Annotated in this window: 20 protein-coding genes; 10 read left to right on the top strand and 10 right to left on the bottom strand. The window is 65.3% G+C overall.

Annotated elements, in window-relative coordinates:
• Positions 1 to 17: 17 nt before the first annotated feature.
• The 4 genes from JAN5088_RS14080 to JAN5088_RS14065 all read right to left on the bottom strand — a co-directional run bounded on the left by JAN5088_RS14080 (position 18) and on the right by JAN5088_RS14065 (position 5,211).
• Positions 18 to 1,658, bottom strand: a complete 1,641-nt coding sequence (locus JAN5088_RS14080) for an alpha-amylase family glycosyl hydrolase (RefSeq protein WP_055683466.1) — start codon at positions 1,656 to 1,658, stop codon at positions 18 to 20.
• Positions 1,659 to 1,666: 8 nt separating this feature from the next.
• Positions 1,667 to 2,809 (bottom strand): carbohydrate ABC transporter permease, encoded by a 1,143-nt coding sequence (locus JAN5088_RS14075; RefSeq protein ID WP_055683465.1) that lies wholly within the window; start codon positions 2,807 to 2,809, stop codon positions 1,667 to 1,669.
• Position 2,810: 1 nt separating this feature from the next.
• Entirely contained in the window at positions 2,811 to 3,788 is a 978-nt protein-coding gene (locus JAN5088_RS14070) for a carbohydrate ABC transporter permease (RefSeq protein ID WP_055683464.1), read from the bottom strand.
• Between the two features lie 70 nt (positions 3,789 to 3,858).
• Positions 3,859 to 5,211, bottom strand: a complete 1,353-nt coding sequence (locus JAN5088_RS14065; protein ID WP_055683463.1) for an ABC transporter substrate-binding protein — start codon at positions 5,209 to 5,211, stop codon at positions 3,859 to 3,861.
• Positions 5,212 to 5,443: 232 nt separating this feature from the next.
• Here JAN5088_RS14065 and JAN5088_RS14060 point away from each other — a divergent pair, with 232 nt between their 5' ends.
• The 10 genes from JAN5088_RS14060 to JAN5088_RS14015 all read left to right on the top strand — a co-directional run bounded on the left by JAN5088_RS14060 (position 5,444) and on the right by JAN5088_RS14015 (position 13,644).
• On the top strand, positions 5,444 to 6,475 hold the full coding sequence (locus JAN5088_RS14060) for a LacI family DNA-binding transcriptional regulator (protein ID WP_055683462.1): 1,032 nt from the start codon (positions 5,444 to 5,446) through the stop codon (positions 6,473 to 6,475).
• Positions 6,475 to 7,794: a GH1 family beta-glucosidase gene (locus tag JAN5088_RS14055; RefSeq protein ID WP_055683461.1), complete on the top strand. Its 1,320-nt coding sequence runs from the start codon at positions 6,475 to 6,477 to the stop codon at positions 7,792 to 7,794. Before JAN5088_RS14060 ends, JAN5088_RS14055 begins: the two co-directional genes overlap by 1 nt.
• A 12-nt stretch (positions 7,795 to 7,806) precedes the next feature.
• Positions 7,807 to 8,763: a glucokinase gene (locus JAN5088_RS14050; RefSeq protein ID WP_055683460.1), complete on the top strand. Its 957-nt coding sequence runs from the start codon at positions 7,807 to 7,809 to the stop codon at positions 8,761 to 8,763.
• Between the two features lie 81 nt (positions 8,764 to 8,844).
• On the top strand, positions 8,845 to 9,150 hold the full coding sequence (locus tag JAN5088_RS14045) for an STAS domain-containing protein (RefSeq protein ID WP_055683459.1): 306 nt from the start codon (positions 8,845 to 8,847) through the stop codon (positions 9,148 to 9,150).
• Entirely contained in the window at positions 9,147 to 9,518 is a 372-nt protein-coding gene (locus tag JAN5088_RS14040; protein ID WP_055683458.1) for a response regulator, read from the top strand. Before JAN5088_RS14045 ends, JAN5088_RS14040 begins: the two co-directional genes overlap by 4 nt.
• Positions 9,519 to 9,526: 8 nt before the next feature.
• Positions 9,527 to 11,593 (top strand): chemotaxis protein CheA, encoded by a 2,067-nt coding sequence (locus JAN5088_RS14035; protein ID WP_158448491.1) that lies wholly within the window; start codon positions 9,527 to 9,529, stop codon positions 11,591 to 11,593.
• Complete coding sequence (locus JAN5088_RS14030) at positions 11,590 to 12,081, top strand: chemotaxis protein CheW (RefSeq protein WP_055683456.1); 492 nt, start codon at positions 11,590 to 11,592, stop codon at positions 12,079 to 12,081. The genes JAN5088_RS14035 and JAN5088_RS14030 overlap by 4 nt, the downstream gene beginning before the upstream one ends.
• A complete protein-coding gene (locus JAN5088_RS14025) occupies positions 12,078 to 12,938 on the top strand; it encodes a CheR family methyltransferase (protein WP_055683455.1) in 861 nt (286 codons plus the stop codon). Before JAN5088_RS14030 ends, JAN5088_RS14025 begins: the two co-directional genes overlap by 4 nt.
• Positions 12,929 to 13,315: a response regulator gene (locus JAN5088_RS14020; protein ID WP_055683454.1), complete on the top strand. Its 387-nt coding sequence runs from the start codon at positions 12,929 to 12,931 to the stop codon at positions 13,313 to 13,315. Before JAN5088_RS14025 ends, JAN5088_RS14020 begins: the two co-directional genes overlap by 10 nt.
• Positions 13,316 to 13,437: 122 nt before the next feature.
• Entirely contained in the window at positions 13,438 to 13,644 is a 207-nt protein-coding gene (locus tag JAN5088_RS14015; RefSeq protein ID WP_143114701.1) for a hypothetical protein, read from the top strand.
• A 68-nt stretch (positions 13,645 to 13,712) separates the two neighbouring features.
• Here JAN5088_RS14015 and JAN5088_RS14010 read toward each other — a convergent pair whose 3' ends face one another.
• The 6 genes from JAN5088_RS14010 to JAN5088_RS18945 all read right to left on the bottom strand — a co-directional run bounded on the left by JAN5088_RS14010 (position 13,713) and on the right by JAN5088_RS18945 (position 18,712).
• Positions 13,713 to 15,527 carry an ABCB family ABC transporter ATP-binding protein/permease gene (locus JAN5088_RS14010; RefSeq protein ID WP_055683452.1) on the bottom strand — a complete coding sequence of 605 codons (1,815 nt, stop codon included), beginning with the start codon at positions 15,525 to 15,527 and terminating at the stop codon, positions 13,713 to 13,715.
• A 58-nt stretch (positions 15,528 to 15,585) separates the two neighbouring features.
• Positions 15,586 to 16,629, bottom strand: coding sequence for a LysM peptidoglycan-binding domain-containing protein (locus tag JAN5088_RS14005; protein WP_055683451.1), 1,044 nt, complete (start codon positions 16,627 to 16,629; stop codon positions 15,586 to 15,588).
• Between the two features lie 312 nt (positions 16,630 to 16,941).
• Positions 16,942 to 17,409, bottom strand: coding sequence for a host attachment family protein (locus JAN5088_RS14000; protein WP_055683450.1), 468 nt, complete (start codon positions 17,407 to 17,409; stop codon positions 16,942 to 16,944).
• Entirely contained in the window at positions 17,409 to 17,624 is a 216-nt protein-coding gene (locus JAN5088_RS13995) for a hypothetical protein (RefSeq protein WP_055683449.1), read from the bottom strand. The genes JAN5088_RS14000 and JAN5088_RS13995 overlap by 1 nt, the downstream gene beginning before the upstream one ends.
• A gap of 83 nt (positions 17,625 to 17,707) precedes the next feature.
• On the bottom strand, positions 17,708 to 18,307 hold the full coding sequence (locus JAN5088_RS13990) for a superoxide dismutase (protein ID WP_055683448.1): 600 nt from the start codon (positions 18,305 to 18,307) through the stop codon (positions 17,708 to 17,710).
• A 231-nt stretch (positions 18,308 to 18,538) separates the two neighbouring features.
• The gene (locus JAN5088_RS18945) at positions 18,539 to 18,712 is read right to left on the bottom strand and encodes a hypothetical protein (RefSeq protein ID WP_158448490.1); all 174 of its coding nucleotides are present in this window, start codon (positions 18,710 to 18,712) and stop codon (positions 18,539 to 18,541) included.
• Between the last annotated feature and the right edge of the window lie 75 nt (positions 18,713 to 18,787).

The raw sequence follows: 18,787 nt of genomic DNA, 5'->3' as shown, positions 1-18,787 counted from the left end.
TCCCAATCTCCGGTCCGTCAGACCGCCCGCATCACGCAATAGCTCCACGCCCCGAGGGTCAGGCCGCCCTGACCCGGCGCCGTGCCGCCGATCCCTTCCACCATGCGCCAGTTGCCGTCAGGCAAGGCCATACCCACCGCGTCGTCCCCCAGGTTGAACGCGCAGAACAGCGTCTCGCCCGGCACCGTGCGACGGAAGGTCAGCAGGTTGCCGTCAGCGTAAAGCCCGTCCTGTGTGCCCTTCTGCAACGCCTCCGACCCGTTCCGCAGGGCGATTATCCGGCGGTAGTGGTTGAGGAGCGAGCCGTCCAGGTCGTCCTGCATGGCCACCGACCGCCCGAGATGCTCCGTGGCGACCGGCAGCCAGGGCTTCACTTCGCTGAAGCCACCGTTGGTGTTCGACGCCTCCCAGACCATCGGCGTACGGCAGCCGTCGCGGCCCTTGAACTCGGGCCAGAACTCGATGCCGTAGGGATCCTGTAGGTCCTCATAGGCGACTGCGGCTTCGGTCAGGCCAAGCTCCTCGCCCTGATAAAGACAGATCGACCCGCGCACGCAGGCGAGCAGCGTCGCATAGGTGCGCGCCCCGCGTTCATCCAGGTGCCAGCGCGTGATGTGGCGCGTCACGTCATGGTTGGAAAACGCCCAACAGGCCCAGCCGTCGGGCGCTACATCATCGAGATGCTCGAACACCTCGACCACGCGGGCTGCGGTCAGGCGGTCGGGGGCGAGGAACTCGAAGGCATAGCACATCTGCACGCCCTGCCCCTCACGCGTGTACTGTCCCAGAAGCTCCATCCCCAACTGCGCATCGCCGATCTCGCCTACGGCGGCGGCGCCGGGATATTCGTCGAGCAGGTCGCGAAAACGCTTGAGGAAGTCCAGGTTCTCGGGCTGGTTCTTGGAGTGCAGGTGTTCCTGATGGTTGTAGGGGTTCACCATCGGCGCGACCTTGGCATTGCGCCGTTCGGGCGGAAGGGCCGGATTGTCCCGCAGGAGCGCGTCCGCGAAGTAGAAGTTGATCGTGTCGAGCCGGAACCCGTCGACCCCCCGATCGAGCCAGAACCGCGTCACGTCGAGCAGGGCCTGCTGCACCTCCGGATTATGGAAATTCAGGTCCGGCTGGCTGACGAGGAAATTGTGCAGGTAATACTGCTGCCGCCGCGCGTCCCAGTGCCAGGCGGGACCGCCGAAGATCGACAGCCAGTTGTTGGGCGCGGTGCCGTCGGGCTTCGGGTCGGCCCAGACGTACCAGTCGGCGCGGTCGTTGGTCCGGCTGGACCGGCTCTCCTCGAACCAGGGGTGCTTGTCGCTGCTGTGCGACAGCACGAGGTCGATCATCACGCGCAGGCCGAGACGGTGCGCCGCTTCGGTCAGGCGGTCGAAATCGGCGAGCGTGCCGAACATCGGATCGACGTCGCAATAGTCGCTGACGTCATAGCCGAAGTCCTTCATGGGCGAGGTGAAGAACGGGCTGATCCAGATCGCGTCGACGCCGAGGCTGGCGATGTAGGGCAGCCGTTCCGTGATGCCGTTCAGGTCGCCGATGCCGTCCTGGGTGCTGTCCTGGAAGGATCGGGGGTAGATCTGATAGATTACCCCACCCCGCCACCAGTCGGGGTCGATCGCAGGGTTCGGCGCTTCGGCGATTGCAGTCATCTGTTGTCCTATTTCACGGATCCGGCCAGCAGGCCGCGGACCAGGTATCTTTGCATGGTGAAGAAGACCAGCAGCGGCACCGCGATCGAGATGAAGGCCGCCGCCGCAAGGATGCCCCAGTCCCCCCCGCGCGAGCCGAGCAGGTCATCGGCGATCTTGACGGTCATCACCCAGGATTCGCTGTTCGACGGCAGGAACACCTTGGCCACGAGCAGGTCGTTCCACGTCCAGAGGAACTGGAAGATGGCGAAGCTGGCCAGCGCCGGGAACGACAGCGGCAGGACGATGCGGGTGAAGACCTGGAAGTCGGTCGCGCCGTCGACCTTTGCGCTTTCGATGATGTCGCGCGGCAACCCGACCATGTAGTTTCGCAGCAGATAGATGGCGAGCGGCAGGCCGAACCCGGTATGCGCAAACCAGATGCCGTAGAAGGACTGGCCGATCCCGATGGCATTGTGGAACTTGAGCATCGGCACCAGCGCCAGTTGCAGCGGCACCACCAGCAGGCCGACGACCAGCGCGATGATCGCACCGCGGCTGGGAAAATCCATCCACGCCAGCGCATAGGCCGCGAAAGCCGCGATCAGGATGGGGATGATCGTCGCCGGAATGGTCACGGTCAGCGTGTTGATGAAGGCCACGTCCATCCCGGCGGAGGTCAGGATCGTGTCGTAGTTGTCGAGCGAGAAGTCGGGCGGCACGGATGAGGCCAGATAGACGGTCGGGTTGCGCGTCGGCGCTTCGTCCGCAGGGTCGAAATAGATGTAGTCGCCGTTCTCCTCGACCGTCAGGGTGCGGCCGCGCACAAGCTCCCCCGTCTCGCCCGGCGCGAAGGCGGTGGGGTCGGACCGCAGGCCGCCGAAGGCCGCGATGCTGCCCGAGCCTTCGGGCCCGAACAGGTTGCCGGTCAGTACCCAGCCGTCGCCCTCGGGCATGAACTCGCCCTCCGTCCGCACGGCAAAATTCTGTTGCGTCGGGAACGGCGCCTTCCACCAGCCGGATTGCGAGATGGCGTCGCGGTCGCGGAAGCTCGACACCAGCAGGCCGATCGTGGGGATGAGCCACAAGATCACCAGGATCGCCACCGTCAGGTTCGTCACCAGCGAGAGGGAGCTTTTCGCGCCCGCGATGCCGTCATCGTCGACCGCCATGTCAGCGCACCTCCCTGCGGGCCTGCACGATGTTCCAGACCATCACCGGCAGGACGATGATCATGATGACGAAGGCTACGGCCGTCGCCCGCCCGTCATCGCGGAACATGTATTCCATCATGTAACTGGGCAGGATCTGCGTGCCGAAGTTGCCGCCGGTCATCGTGTAGACGATGTCGAAGACCTTGAGCACGAGGATCGTGATCGTCGTCCAGACGACGACGATGGTGCCCATGATCTGCGGGATCTTGATGCGGAAAAAGATCTGCGCGGGTGACGCGCCGTCGATGATCGCGGCCTCGACCGTCTCGTCCGGGATGCCGCGCAGGGCCGCCGAGAGGATCACCATGGCGAACCCCGTCTGGATCCAGACAAGGATCACCATGAGGAAGAAGTTGTTCCAGAACCCCACCTGCAACGGGTCGAGGGGGGCGAAACCCATCGCGTCGCGCATCGCGTTGATGATGCCGATCTCGGGATCGACGGCATAGACGAACTTCCAGATCAGCGAGGCGCCCACGAAGGAGATCGCCATCGGCATGAAGATGAGCGACTTGGCGATGTTGCCCCACCGGAGCTTGTCAGTCAGCTGCGCGACGAGCAGCCCGAGGAACGTGGACAGCGCGGGCACTACCAGCACCCAGAGGAAGTTGTTGAACAGCGCGGTGCGGAACTCTCCGTCCTGCATCAGCAAGGAGTAGTTGCCGAGCCCGATGAAGTCCGCGCCCGAGCGGTTGAACAGCGACCGCCAGAAGCTGCCGAAAACCGGATAGACGAGGTACAGCCCGAGCGCGGCCAGCGCCGGCAGCATGAACAGCCAGGGCCGCACGGCGTTCGCCCGGTTGATGTTGCGGCCGATGTTGGGGCCCTTGGCGGGAAAGACCACCTTGTCGAGAACGACGTTCGACGCCCAGAAATAGCCGACGCAGCCGCCGACGCCGATCAGGATCGTGAGAAGCCCCTGGATGAGCGGTGACACGGCTGCGGCCCCTTTTCCGTGTTGCGGTGTCAGGTGAACCGGCCCGCACCCGAAGGCACGGGCCGGACGGTCAGTTCAGTGCGTCCCAGCGGCTCTGGATCGCCGCGCCCACGTCTTCGGCCGAGGCGCCGGTGACGTAGTCGACCATGCCGGTCCAGAACGCCCCCGCGCCGATCTCGCCCGGCATCAGGTCGGACGCATCGAAGCGGAACGTCGTGGCGTCGCGCAGGATCTCGCCCTGCGCGCGCAGGGCGTCGTCGGCATAGGCTTCGGGGTTGACGCCCGCATGGGCCGTCAGGAACCCGCCCTGCGCCATCCACGTCTCATGCGCGATGGGCAGCTTGAGAAACTCCAGCATCGCGTTCGCCGCGTCCGACGGATCGGTGATGGCGAACAGCGTCCCGGCGCCCAGCACGGGCTGGCCCAGATCCTGACCCTCGAAGGCGGGAAAATAGAAGAAATCCGCATCCTGCCCGACCTCGACGTCATCAGGGAAGAAGGCCGGGATGAAGGACGCCTGCCGGTGCAGGTAGCAGGCGGGCGGAATCTCGAACAGGCCCGTGGGGCTGTCGCGGAAGTCCGTGCTGGCCACCGATTGGGCCCCGCCGGCCACGTAGTCGTCGTTGCGGGCGAAACTTCCGAACTCCTTGATCGCGGCGATGACCTTCGGGTCGTCGAACTTCAGGTCGTTCGTGACCCAGGCGTCGTAATCCTCGGGCGCGTGCAGGCGCAGCATCATGTCCTCGACCCAGTCGGTCGCGGGCCAGCCTGTTGCCGCGCCGGAGCCGAGGCCGATGCACCAGGGCGTTCCGCCATCCTCGACGATCTGATCGGTCAGGGCCTTCAACTCCTCCATCGTCCCGGGGATATCGTATCCCATCTCGTCGAAGGCGGCGGGTGAATACCAGACCAGCGACTTCAGATCGACGCGGTAGAACATGCCATAGAGGTCTTCCTCCCCATCCGGCCCCTCGAACGTGGCCAGATCGACCCAGGAGTCGCCCGCGGCATAGCCGTCGCGCAGCCAGTCCGCCGTGCCGTCCGGCAAGGGTGTCAGCAGGCCCTGCCCCGCCATGTCGGCGGCCAGGCCCGGCTGCGGAAACACCGCGAGGTTCGGAGCGGATCCCGCCCTTGCCGAGATCACGATGTCCTGCTCGAAGCTGTCGGAGCCGGAATATTCCGCGTTGGCGCCTGTCGCCTCCTCGAACACGGCCATGACGTTGTCGAACTTGGCCTTCTCGTCGCCCGTCCAGGGCCCGGTGATCGTCACCGTCTGTCCCGACAGGTCGGTCGCATCCGCAAAAGCCTGATAGCCGTCCCAGTCGAAGGGCCCCTCGCCCACCGTGAACGGCCCGATCTCCTGCGCGGCAGCGGCGCCCATGCTCAGTACCGTGATGGCGGTACCAGTCAGTAATTTCCTCATCGTTCCTCCCCGCGAAAATCCGCCAGTCTCGCCGCGCTGCGGCGTGCTTTCCAAACCGCTTTGACAAACGCAGCATGGAGGCGCTACCCCGGCCCTGTCAACGGCGCTGAAGAGTTATCGAACGTTTTCGTATTCTTTGGTGTTGCTCCACTGCCCCGTTCCGGGGCACGTCTTGGGTAGTAACATCAAACCGTATCCTGACATTGAAACCGCTTTGAGTTGACTTCTCGACATGACCCTCAAGGAATTCTCCGAGCTTCTGGGCCTGTCCCCCACGACAGTCAGCCGCGCGCTCGGTGGCTATCCAGAGGTACGGGAGGAAACCCGCCGCCGCGTACTGGAGGCCGCCCGCGCCCATGGTTATCGCCCCAACAGAAGGGCCGCGGCGCTGGCGACGGGGCGTGCGATGGCCATCGGCCACGTCATCCCGACCGCCCTGAATCACGAGATGGTCAACCCCGTCTTCGCCGACTTCATCGCCGGGGCCGGCGACGTCTATGCGCGCGCGGGCTATGACATGCTGCTGTCGGTCGTGCCCGACGGCGACGAGCTGCGCGCCTATCGTCACATGGCCAATACCGGGAATGTCGACGGTCTGATCGTGCACGGCCCCCGTGCCGACGATCCGCGGCTGGGGTTGCTGCGCGCGACCGGCCTGCCCTTCGTCGTCCACGGTCGCATTCCGGGTGATGACACGGACTACAGCTTCGTGGACGTCGACAACAGGCGTGCATTCGGACGGGCGGCGGACCTGCTGCTCGACCTGGGACACCGGCGGATCGCGCTGCTCAACGGGATCGCGACCATGGACTTCGCCCGCAGGCGACGCGACGGCGTCGTCGGGGCATTGGTCGCGCGGGGTATCGAGGCGGACCCCGCGCTCATCTCCGCAACCGAAATGACGGAGCATGCCGCCCATGCCGCCACCCGGCGGATGCTCGATCTCGCCGATCCGCCCACCGCGTTCCTCGCCTCCTCCCTCATCATGGGGATCGGCGTGCGGCGCGCTCTGGGCGACCGCGGCCTGACGATGGGACGCGACGTCTCGGTGGTGATCCACGACGACATGCTGGGCTATCTGACGAACGGAACCGAGGTGCCCATCTTCACGGCCACGCGCTCCTCCGTCCGCGCGGCGGGGCGGCGCTGTGCCGAGATCCTGCTGGCGCGCATCACGGGCGATTCTGCCCCGCCGGTGCAGGAGGTGTGGGAATGCGAACTGGTGCTGGGCGGATCGACCGGCCCTGCGCTGACGGGGGCATGATGGACGACTTCACCTTCTCCCGCTCCGACTTTCCCGAAAACTTCGTTTTTGCCGCCGCGACCTCCGCCTACCAGATCGAGGGCCATGCCTTTGGCGGTGCCGGCCGCACCCATTGGGACAGCTTCGCCGCCATTCCCGGCAAGGTCGTGCGCGGCGAGACCGGCGCCATCGCCTGCGACCATTATCACCGTTGGCCGGAAGATCTCGACCTTGCCCGCGACGCCGGACTCGACGCCTATCGCTTTTCGACCTCATGGGCGCGGATCATGCCGGATGGTGTCAACGTCAACCCGAAGGGCGTTGATTTCTATGATCGTCTGGTCGACGGCATGCTGGAACGTGGCCTGCGCCCCATGGCCACCCTCTATCACTGGGAACTGCCGGATGCGCTGGCGAAGAAGGGCGGCTGGACGGTGCGCGAGGTGCCGGAACGGTTCGCCGATTTCGCCGATGTCGTCGCCGCACGCCTGGGCGACCGCCTGTTTTCCACCGCCCCGGTGAACGAACCCTGGTGCATCGCTTGGCTCGGCTATCACGACGGCATCCATGCCCCCGGCCTGACGGACCTGCGGGCTGCCGCGCGGGCGATGCATCATGTCGGCTTGGCGCATGGCCTTGCGATCGGCGCGCTGCGCGCCCGCAGCGTGCGGAACCTGGGGGCCGTCTGCAACATGGAATACGCCATTCCGGCGAGCGACGCCCCTGCCGATGTCGAGGCGGCGCACCGCTATGACGGTATCTACAACCGGTGGTTTCCCGGCGCCATGATGCACGGCACATACCCCGACGACATCCTGCGCGGACTCAAGCCCCACCTGCCCGCCAACTGGCAGGACGACATGAAGATCATTTCGCAACCCGTTGATTGGTTTGGTGTCAACTACTACACGTGCCAGCGGATCGAGGCCACGCAGGGGGAGTGGCCCGCCCTGGGCCTCGCGCCCGCGCGCGGTCCGCTCACCGCGATGGGATGGGAGATCTGCCCCGAAGGTCTCGACTGGCTGCTCCGTCGGACGGTTACGGACTACACCGGCGATCTGCCGCTCTGGATCACGGAGAACGGGATGGCCGGCGACGACGGGCCGGGCAAGGCCGACAACGGGCGCATCGACTACCTCGACCGGCATCTCGCCGTCGCGCGCCGCCTGATCGGCGACGGGATACCGCTGGCGGGCTATGTCTTCTGGTCCCTTCTGGATAATTACGAATGGGCTTTGGGCTATGACAAACGCTTCGGGCTGGTCCACGTCGACTTCGCCACGCAGAAGCGAACCCCCCGGGCAAGCTACCGGCGGCTTGCCCGCGCGCTGTCGCATTGATACGGCCGTGGCATGACGGATGATCCGCTTTTCCTTGTGGCCGATGTGGGAGGCACGAACACCCGCGTGGCTCTGGCCCGTGGCCGGCGTATCCTGCCGGACACGGTCCACCGCTATGGCAACCGCGATTTCGCCAACCTCGCCCCCCTTCTGACGCAATACTGCGAGGATCATGGACGTGAGACGCCGGACGGGGCCTGCGTGGCCGTCGCGGGGCCGGTATCGGGGGGGCGGGCCGAGCTGACGAATCTCGACTGGTCGATCGATACCGCGCGGCTGATCCGGTGCACCGGCGCGCGCCGGGCCGCCATCCTGAACGATCTCCAGGCGCAGGGTCACGCTCTGGGTCACCTTTCGGACTCGGATTGCCTGACCATCGTCGACGCGCCCGTGCGCGACGACGCCGCACGGCTCGTCATTGGCGTCGGCACAGGGTTCAACGCTGCCCCCGTCCATCTGACCCACGCCGGCCGTTTCGTCCCCCCGAGCGAGGCCGGTCACGCGAACATGCCCGTCCGCACCGAGGCCGAGTTGCGTCTGTGCACCTTCGTGTCCACGACGCATGGCTTTCCGTCGGTCGAGGATGTGCTGTCGGGCCGCGGTCTCGAACAGATTTACCGATGGCTTGCCAGCGAGGCGGGATCGGAGGATGAGTTGCTCGCCTCCGAGATCATGGGCCGCATCGACAGCGACCCGCGCGCGAATGCGGCAGTGCAGCAGTTCGTCCGCATCCTGGGCACCGTCGCGGGCAACCTCGCGTTGATCCATTTACCGCTGGGCGGCATCTATCTTGTGGGTGGCGTTGCGCGGGCCATGGCGCCGCATCTGTCGCCGATGGGGTTCGACACGGCCTTCCGCGACAAGGGTCGTTTCGCCGGATTCATGTCGAATTTTCCGGTGTTTCTGATCGCCGACGATTTCGCCGCACTGACCGGCTGCGCGGCGCATCTGGTGGATTTCCCCGACTGATCCGTACCGTCCGCCGGTAACCGTTTCTTAGCAATCCTTCGGCTAAGCCTGCCCGATCGAAGCGTGAGGGGGCGAAGCGAGATGGATGGAACGGTCGGCATGACGGACCAAGGCGGGGACATCGCCCTGCCCGAACGGCTCGACATCGCGGCGGCGGCGACACTGCGGAAGGTGCTTCTGGGATGTGACGGCGACATCGTGCTCGATGCCCGGAACGTCCGGTTGCTCACGACGCCCTGTCTCCAGGTGCTGATGGCTGGGCGGGACCGGCAGCGGACCCTCGGCCGCGGCCTGACCGTCGCGAACCCCTCGCCGGCCTTTTCATCCTGCGCCACCACGCTCGGCGTGACGCTCGACCGGTTGCAGACGCCGGCGCGCGCGGCATGAGGGTCTTGGCCATAGACGACAGCCGGACGATCCGGGACATGGTGCGCCTGACGCTGGAGCGGGAGGGGATCGAGACGGTCCTGGCGGACGACGGGATCCATGGGATCGAGGTTCTGGATGGCATGGACACGCATCCCGATGCGATTCTGACGGATGTGAACATGCCCCGCCTCGATGGCTTCGGGTTCATCGAACGCGTTCGCCAGCAGCCGGAATATGCAGGCATTCCGATCCTCGTCCTCACGACTGAAAGCGCGCGCGACCTGAAACTGCGGGCCCGGGCTTCCGGAGCAACCGGATGGATCGTAAAGCCTTTCGATCCAGCCCGCCTCGTCGTGGCCCTGCGCACCGTCACCGGCCTCGCGTGATGGACCCGATGGACGCCATCCGCGCCACCTACTTCGAGGAATGTGCCGAGCTTCTCGAAGTGCTGGAGGATGGACTGCTGTCGCTACAGGCCGGTACGCCCGATGCGGACACGATCGACGCCGTGTTTCGCGCCGTCCACTCGATCAAGGGGGGGGCCGCGGCCTTTAACCTGGGCCTTCTCGTGGGGTTCGCGCATGAGTTCGAGACGGTGCTCGACGCGCTCCGGAACGGAGAGCTCAAGGGCGGGAGCGACGCCTTTGCGGTTCTCCTGCGGGCATCGGACACGTTGGGCGACCTTGTCTCGGCGGTCCGCGACGACCTGCCGGTCGACGCGCCCGACACTCGTGATCTTGCACGTCTGCTGTCGGGTGGAACGCCATCGTCGGCTGGGGGGGGCTTCGTGCCCGTCATGATCGATCTCGGGCAGGACATGAACGGTCCCGTCCGTCCTGACGTCCGCCGCGTTTGGACAATCCTTTTCGAACCCCTGCCCGAACTTCTGGGCAGCGGGAACGAGCCGCTCTATCTATTTCGCGCGCTGGAGGTTCTGGGCCGGATCGAGGTCACGGCGATCGAGACCGACCTGCCGACGCTCGACCGTCTCGACCCCGACGTACCGCGCCTGCGTTGGTCGGTGCGGCTCACCCCCTCCGCGCCCGACCTCACGGAGACCGAGATCGAAGCGGTTTTCGAGTTCGCGGTCGACCTCTGCATCCTCGAAGTGTCGGCGATGCAGGACGGCGACCGGCCCGCGACGCCCATCGCACCGTTCGCCCCCGACATTGCGGAACGCGGCGACGTGGCGCCCCCGGAAACAGCCGCCCCAGCCACGGTGGCCGCCCCTTCGGGCCCGGCGACGATCCGGGTGGATCTGACGCGCGTCGACCGTCTCGTTGACCTGGTCGGCGAACTCGTCATCAGCCAGTCCGTTCTGGCCCAGGGCTTGGCACAGGCAGGCTTGGATCACCGCTCGGAAGCGATCGCGACGCTCGAAGACCTGCAGCAGCTGACCCGCGACATCCAGGACAGCATCATGTCCATCCGTGCCCAGCCGGTGAAGCCGCTCTTCCAGCGGATGACCCGCATCGTTCGTGAGGTATCGACAGCCACCGGCAAGGACATCCACCTCGTCACCGAGGGCGAAGCCACCGAGATCGACAAGACGGTCGTGGAGCGATTGACCGACCCCCTTACGCACATGGTGCGGAACGCCATCGACCACGGAATAGAGGATCCCGCCGAAAGGGTCCGGGTAGGCAAGTCCGCGATAGGGGTCGTCCGCCTGACGGCCCGCCAGAAATCCGACCGTGTCGTGATCGAGGTTTCCGATGACGGACGGGGTATAGACCGCGCACGCGTTCTTGAAAAAGCGATCACGCGGGGGATGGTCGAGGCAGGTTCGATCCTCGATCCGGCCGAGATCGACCGTCTTTTGTTCAAGCCCGGCCTTTCCACCGTGACCGAAATATCGTCGCTGTCCGGGCGCGGCGTCGGAATGGACGTCGTGCAGCGGGCGATCCGCGACCTGAGCGGAACCATTTCCGTGCGTTCCGAAACCGGCAAGGGCTGTACGATCTCGATCAGCCTTCCGCTGACGCTGGCAATCCTCGACGGAATGATCGTGCGGGCGAGCGGACATCACATGGTCCTGCCGTTATCGTCCATCGTCGAGACGCAGTCCGCCGACACCGCCCGGACCGAGATGCTTTCGGCCGGGCAGGAGGTGGTGCTCATGCAGGATCGCTTCGTACCGATGCTCGACCTGGGGCAGTGCATGGGCTTTCCGGTCGGATCCGCAGTCGGAGGACAGGACGACGACGAGGCGGCGCTTCTATTCGTGCAGCCAGAAAACGGCGGGATCTACGCCCTCCGCGTGGATGCGATCGAAGCGCAACGGCAGGTCGTCATCAAGGGACTCAGCGACAACTTCGGCCACATCCCCTGCGTCTCTGCCGCGACGATCCTCGGGAACGGGCAGGTTGCCCTGATCGTCGATCCCGCCGGCACAGCCCGCCACGCGGGACTTCGCCCGGAGACCCACGAGCATCTCGCCACGGAGGCGCGCGCATCATGACATTCCACGGCCGGGACGATATCCCGCTCGATCCAGCGACCGTTGCGGAACTGCTGACCTTCCGGTGCGGAGGGCAGAGCTACGGCATCGACATCATGGCAGTCCGCGAGATCAGGGGCTGGAGCGAACCCACCCCCCTGCCCCACGCCGCACCGTTCATGCGGGGTATGGTGAACCTCCGCGGCGCCGTCCTGCCGGTGATGGACCTTGCCCAGCGGCTGGGTCAGGCCCGCACGGTTGATGACCCGCGCAACGTCATCATCGTCGTACAGGACGGCCGGCGGGTGCACGGCCTGCTGGTCGAGTCCGTATCGGACATCGTCCATCCCGGCGCGGACCAGCTGCAGGACGTTCCACCGGCAGGCCCGGAGGAGCCCGGTACCATGGCTGAAAGGCTTTTCATTCTGGACGACGAGATGATCCAGGTCCTCTCAACCTCCCGCATTCTTCCTGCGGTCTGTTCGGCTCGTGCGGAGAATGGCACGTGATCCCGCTGTTCTCAGGTCAGTACGAGCGGCTTGCGGTCATAGCCGACCGCGAGGCCGGGTTGAATCTTCCGGAAAGCAAGCGAACGTTCGTCGCGTCCCGCCTCCAAAGGCGCTTGCGGGCCACCGGCGCGGGAACATTCGACGCCTATCTCCGTCTGGTGGAGGGCGACGGAGCCGATGGCCTGCGCGAACGCGAGTTCCTGGTGTCGGCACTGACGACCAACGTCACAGGCGTCTACCGAGAGCCGCATCACTTCGACCTGCTCGCCGCTCACCTTGTGGAGACTTTGGACCACGGCATCAGGCGGGAGCGAAAATACAGGATATGGTCGGCGGGTTGCTCCACCGGCGAGGAGCCTCTGTCGCTCGCCGCGACCTGCCGGGCCACGCTCGGAACGGGCTGGTCCACGCAGGTGAGCATCCTCGCCACCGACGTCGACCGCTTCGTCCTCGAAAAGGCACGCGACCGGTCGGAGGATCTGGAGCTAGGTCGGCTGCTGCTGACGGGCCCCAATACGCCGTTCCGCACCCGGGCGGCGGCCGTCGAGAACCCCGCCCATTTGATCCGGAAACTGCAGACCGCGATCACTTATATGCATCACAACCTCACGCAGGAACTGGACGTGGGTGGCCAGTTCGACGCGATCTTCTGTCGCAATGTCCTGATCTACTTCAGCCGCGACGCACAGGCGAAAGTCCACGACCTTCTGCGGCAACGCATCGCGCCTGGCGGCTTGTTCGCTATCGGACATTCCGAACGGCTTCTGGGTCAGCACCCTCCTTTGGCCCCCGCCGGACGGACCGCGTTTCGGCGGCCGATCAACGACCGGAAAGCGAATGGTGCGACATGCTGCTGAGGGACACGCTGCGCATACTTGTGGTGGACGACATGTCCACGAGCCGGGGCATATTGTTACAAGCCCTCGACGCGCTGGGCCTGACCAACGTGAGCTATGCCGAGGACGGGAAGGCGGCATTGCGGCAGGCACGGCAATCCCTTCCACATCTCGTGATGTCAGACCTCTACATGCCGCAGATGAACGGGCTTCAGTTGCTGCAGCAATTGCGTGTCGATCCGCTGACCCGGACAGTCGGTTTCATTCTTGTCAGCGGACGAAGTGACGACGAAGTCCTGACGACGGGGCAGAAGCTGGGGATGAACAACTTTCTCCCGAAGCCCTACAGCGCTGCTGAACTGAAAGTCTCGATCGAGGCCGTGGTCGGTCGATTGTGACACGAGGAACGGGGGGATTCTCCGCGCAGGTCGCGTCAGAATGCGGGCGCGCTGCACACAGGCTGCGAACGCTTCAACGGACGCTGGACGACGACCTGCCGCCGGAATGCGTGACGCACAGGATGGCCGCTCAGCTTCAGGCATTGGACATCGTGCAGCAGACGCTCCTGGACCTCGGCGCGCTGTTCGATCGTCTGGCCCGCGACGGCGGGGCGGGAGATTTCGTGCTGTCCGACAACGTCCTTGGAGCAATTCGTCAGGCCACGCTTCGGCGCCGCCTCGCCGAAGGCGCTCAGGACGAGGCGGACCCTCCGATCGAGCTTTTCTGAGGATGACGGCAACCGGAACCACCGATCGGGGCACTACGGCGACATGTCGCCCGAACGTCGATGAGCGTTCAGGCGGCCTCCTCCTCCGCCTGCTGGCGGTTCCACATCGACGCATAGCGCCCACCGAAAGCGAGAAGTTCCTCGTGTGTCCCTCGCTCGGTGATGCGGCCTGCCTCGAGCACGACGATGAGATCGGCATCCACCACGGTCGACAGGCGGTGAGCGATAGTGATGACCGAGCGGCCTTGAGCCATCGCACGCAGTTCGCCCTGGATCGACCGCTCCGTCTCGGTGTCGAGCGCAGAAGTTGCCTCGTCGAGAAGCAGGATCGGAGGGTCCTTGAGCAAGGTCCGTGCGATCCCCACCCGCTGCTTCTCGCCGCCCGACAACTTGAGCCCCCGTTCACCCACGGTCGTCTCGTACCCATCGGGCAGCGCTTCGATGAAAGTGTGGATCCGAGCCGCGCGCGCTGCGCCGCGGACCTCGTCGAAGGTGGCGTCGGGGCGGCCATAGGCGATGTTGTAGCGGAGCGTGTCGTTGAACAGCACGGTATCCTGGGGCACGACGCCGATATGTGCGTGCAGACTCTCCTGCGTGACGTCGCGGATATCCTGGCCATCGATCAGGATCGCTCCCGTGCCCACATCGTAGAACCGGAACAGAAGGCGGCCGAGCGTCGACTTGCCCGATCCCGAAGGGCCCACGACCGCCACTGTCCGCCCCGCCCCCACGGTCAGCGAAACACCCTGGAGGATCGGCCGGGCGGACTCATAGCCGAAGTGGACGTTGCGGAACTCCACGACTCCCTCGTTCACCGTCAGATCCGGTGCCCCCGGAGCGTCGCGCACCTCGGCCGGTTGCTCCAGAAGGCCGAACATCTCGCCCATGTCGACCAGGGCTTGCCGGATCTCACGGTAGACGGTCCCGAGGAAGTTCAGCGGCATCGTGATCTGCACCATGTAGGCATTCACCATAACGAAGTCCCCCACCGTCAGGTCGCCGGTTTGAACGCCGATGGCGGCCATCACCATGACGCCGACCAGCCCGGTGGTGATGATGAGGGACTGCCCGAAGTTCAGGAACGCCAATGAATATTGCGTGCGCAGCGCGGCGCCTTCGTACCGTGCCATGGCCATGTCATAGCGGCCGGCCTCACGCGCTTCGGCGCCGAAATACTTGACCGTTTCGAAGTTCAGGAGGGAGTCGATGGCCTTCTGGTTCGCGTCGGTATCCTGCTCGTTCATGAAACGGCGGATCCGGACACGCCATTCGGTCACCGAAAAGGTGAAGGCGACGTAAAGCAGGATCGTCGCCAGCACGACGACCAGGTACCAGACGTCAAATATGAAGAAGAGGATGATCGAGATCATCGCGAGCTCGAGGATGAGCGGGCCGATGGAGAACAGCAGGAACCGAAGCAGGAAGTCGACGCCTTTGACCCCGCGCTCGATGATCCGCGACAGGCCACCTGTCTTTCGGCTGATGTGATAGCGCATAGACAGGCGGTGCATGTGCGCGAAGGTCTCGGCCGCGAGCCGCCGCAGTGCGCGCTGGCCCACGGGAGCGAAGAGCGCGTCGCGCAGCTGCTGGAACCCGATGTTGAGCGCGCGGGCCAGACCATACACCACCGTCAGGCCGACCGCCCCCAATCCCAGGGCCCATGCCGCAGTCACGGTATCGGGAGCCAGCGCGTCGACGGCCTGCTTGTAGATCAGCGGGACCGTCACCGCGATCAACTTCGCCACCAGCAACATGAGGAGGGAGATGACGACGCGGACCTTCACACCGGTCTCGCCCGCGGGCCAGAGGTAGGGGATCACGCGACGGATGATGCCGAGGGCACCGGCGGGCGCCTGGGATGGGTCAGGATCGGTGCGGCGCATTTGGTCCCCGGATGGCTGTCGAGAAACCTAGGGCCCGGGATCGGAAATGGAAACCGCCCTAGCCGTCCGGCAGGGTGAAGATCTGCCCCGGATAGATCAGGTCGGCATTGCGGATCTGGGAGCGGTTGGCTTCGAATATCTGGACGTAGCGGATCCCCTCGCCGAAATGCCCTTCGGAGATGGCCCAGAGCGTAGCCCCGGGTTGCACGGTGACGGCCCGCACGCTTTCGCCTTGGGCGACGGCGACATCGGGGTCGACGCGTTGGAACGGCGTCTCCACCCGTCCGGTGACGCTGCCGTCCTCGGCCAGCGCATCGACGCGCAGGGTGTAGACGCCTGTTTCCACGGCGGGCAGCGGAGACACCCAGGCCCCCGTCGGGTCGACACGCGCCTCGCGCACCGGCTGCCCGTCAAGGTAGATGCGAAGCCGGCTGTCCTTGGCGCCCTGACCGGTCAACTGCGGTTGGCCATCCCCATCGTAGCTGATCGCGTCGATGCCGAGCGTCGTATCCGTACCGCCCGAAGAGGTGTCCGCGGCGACCCTGGTCACCCCGTCGGAGCCCGAGCGGAACAGGCGCGGCGGCTTTGCGGTGGCGTTCGCGGTCTCGGTATCGCTGATCGGGGTCGCGGTGCCCGGATCGGCGGGGGCCAGGATGATCTCCTCCTTGGCGCGCGCCACGTTGCCTTGTGCGTCCACGGATTCGAGCGTCAGCAGGGAGGGGTCGGTGCTTTTGGCGATGTCGAACAACGACACGAAATCTCCCGCGCTGTCCGTCCGCGCCGTGGTCACGGTGCGCCCATCGACACGCAGGACGACGTCCGTATCCGGCGCCCCCCGGCCCGCGACCACCGCCGCGCCGTTCGCGTCGACCCGCACGACGTCGAGTGTCGGCGCGTTGGCGTCAACGGCTGCAACGGTATCATCGGTTGGCGTGCCATCCCGGACCGGTGGGGCGTCAGGATCTTCAGACAGGGGAACCAGCGCGGGCGGCTGCGGCTGCGGCAGCTCCCGTTCGAACAGCAAAAAACCGGCGGCCGTTCCGAGGCCGAGGACAATCAGGGCGACCCCCGCCCCCCTGCCGATCGAAAATCCCTGGGCCATGTCGTCCCCTCCGCAAGCCGCACGCAGGTTAGCACGGCCTGACGGCGGGACAAAACCTAGAGGACGTCAAATGGTAAGGAAACCCCTATGCATCGGTGCCGATGTGCCGCGCCGGTTACGCGGTTTCTGCCGTTCAGGCATCCAATGCGCCGGCAGATTGCCATGCTGCAACTGACGTACATATCAGGCGCGACGGATCTGCTGGCCGCCTGAACCGCACCGTTGCGCTCGATTTCGCGTGCCGGATGGTCAAACCTTCATGCGAACGGCCCCCGACGGGGGGCCGTCCTCGGCGTTGTCAAAGAAGTTGGCTCAGGCAGCGTCGCCCATCTCCGCCAGGTCGTCCTTCACGATCTTCTCGATCTCGTCGACCGGATGATTGGTCAGCGTCTTTGGAATTTCCGCGATTACCTTGCTTGACACTTCCTTGTGCAACTCGTCGCGCAGGACGCCCAGAACCTGAGGTGGGGCCACGATGACAAGCGACTCGAACCGCCCCTTGTGCGCCATCTTGTAGAGCTTGTCGGCAAGGTCGGACGCGAACCGATCCTTCTGCAACTCATGGAAGTCCGTATCGCTGTAGGCGTAGCGCCGCGCGCCCGAACTCTCCTGCTGGCGGCCCCGGCGATTTGCGGATTGTTCGCGATCGGGCGGATTCTCCTCCTCGTCCTTGCGGACGACGTCGAGGTTCGGATCTTCCGCGTCGGTCAGATTGATGAGGAACAGGGCCTTCTCGCTATCGGTGACGACGACCATCGTGCCGTTCTGCAGGCTGGGCATCAGTTGTCCTCCGCATCGTCATCTTCATCGGCCTTGGTGACGCGGGTGACGCCGGACACGCCCTGCTTCGTCGCACGCTTGAGCGAATCCTGCGTACCGACGTCCCTGGCGACCCTGCCTCCGGCACGGCCCTGCTGATCGGGGGTTTCGGGCATGTCCTCGATGAACTTGTCGGTATCGCGGCTGCCATCGTTGGAGCGGTGTCTCTCGGCCATGGTGTAGTCCTCCGTTGCGTGTCGGAGAACCAACGTGTCGGTCCGGGCAGCGGTTCCTGCCCGGACGAAAGGCCACAAGTCGGTCACATGCGGGAGGCGACGTTTTCCCAATTCACGAGGTTCTTGAGGAAGTTGTCCAGATACGCCGGCCGCTTGTTGCGGTAGTCGATGTAATAGGAATGTTCCCAGACGTCGCAGCCGAGCAGCGCGGTCTGGCCGAAGCATAGGGGGTTCACGCCGTTTTCGGTCTTGGTGACCTTGAGCGACCCGTCCTTGTCCTTGACAAGCCAAGCCCAGCCCGAGCCGAACTGACCAGCCCCGGCGGCGGCGAACTCCTCATGGAACTTGTCGACCGATCCGAACGCCTCCTTCAGTGCGCTTTCCAGCTCGGACGGCATCTTGCTGTCGCCCGGGCCCATCATCTCCCAGAACTGGTTGTGGTTCCACAACTGGCTGATGTTGTTGAAGATCCCCGACTGCGCCACCGCACCCTTGTCGTAGGTGCCGGTGATGATCTCCTCCAGCGACTTGCCCTCCCACTCGGTGCCGGCGATGGCCTTGTTGCCATTGTCGACATAGGCCTTGTGGTGGAGGTCGTGATGGTACTCGAGCGTCTCCTTCGACATTCCCTTGTCGGCAAGGGCGTCGTGGGAATACGGCAGGTCGGGCAGATCGAAGGCCATGTCATCTCTCCTGATTGGTGTCACATGACATGTCGCGCGGATGGCGTCGGGGTCAAGGCCCGGCGCGGGTCGGGCGACCGACGCCGCGCTTTTCCAAGGTCAGACCCCGTGGATACGGTGCGAAGGAACGCGCAGTGCCGGCCGGGTCGTGCGGGATGGGTTCGATCAACGTCCCCGTCTCGATGCGGCGGGTGTGCCCTGAGGCGCCCCGCGAAGGCAGCTCCACCGCGTTCAGCGTCCGACGACGGTTTCGGCCTGATCGATCCGGACGGACGGGGCGCCGCCCATGCTGAAGTCCAGCGGTCCGCCGAACATCGTGTAAAGGAGAACGCCGACAGTGACGACGGTGCCCCCAAGAAGGAAGTTGATGCCGCGCGGACGGCGGTGACTGGCAGAATGAGCCATGGCAGATGGCCTTCGTTAGCTTCGTTATCCGATAACAACCATACACGAATGGCGAGGTTCCGCCTATCCCCATCT

Origin of the sequence: Jannaschia rubra, from assembly GCF_001403735.1 — a bacterium.
Classification (GTDB): domain Bacteria; phylum Pseudomonadota; class Alphaproteobacteria; order Rhodobacterales; family Rhodobacteraceae; genus Jannaschia; species Jannaschia rubra.
The sequence above is the reverse complement of the archived record's forward strand: the minus strand, read 5'-3'. Positions and strand labels throughout refer to the sequence as shown.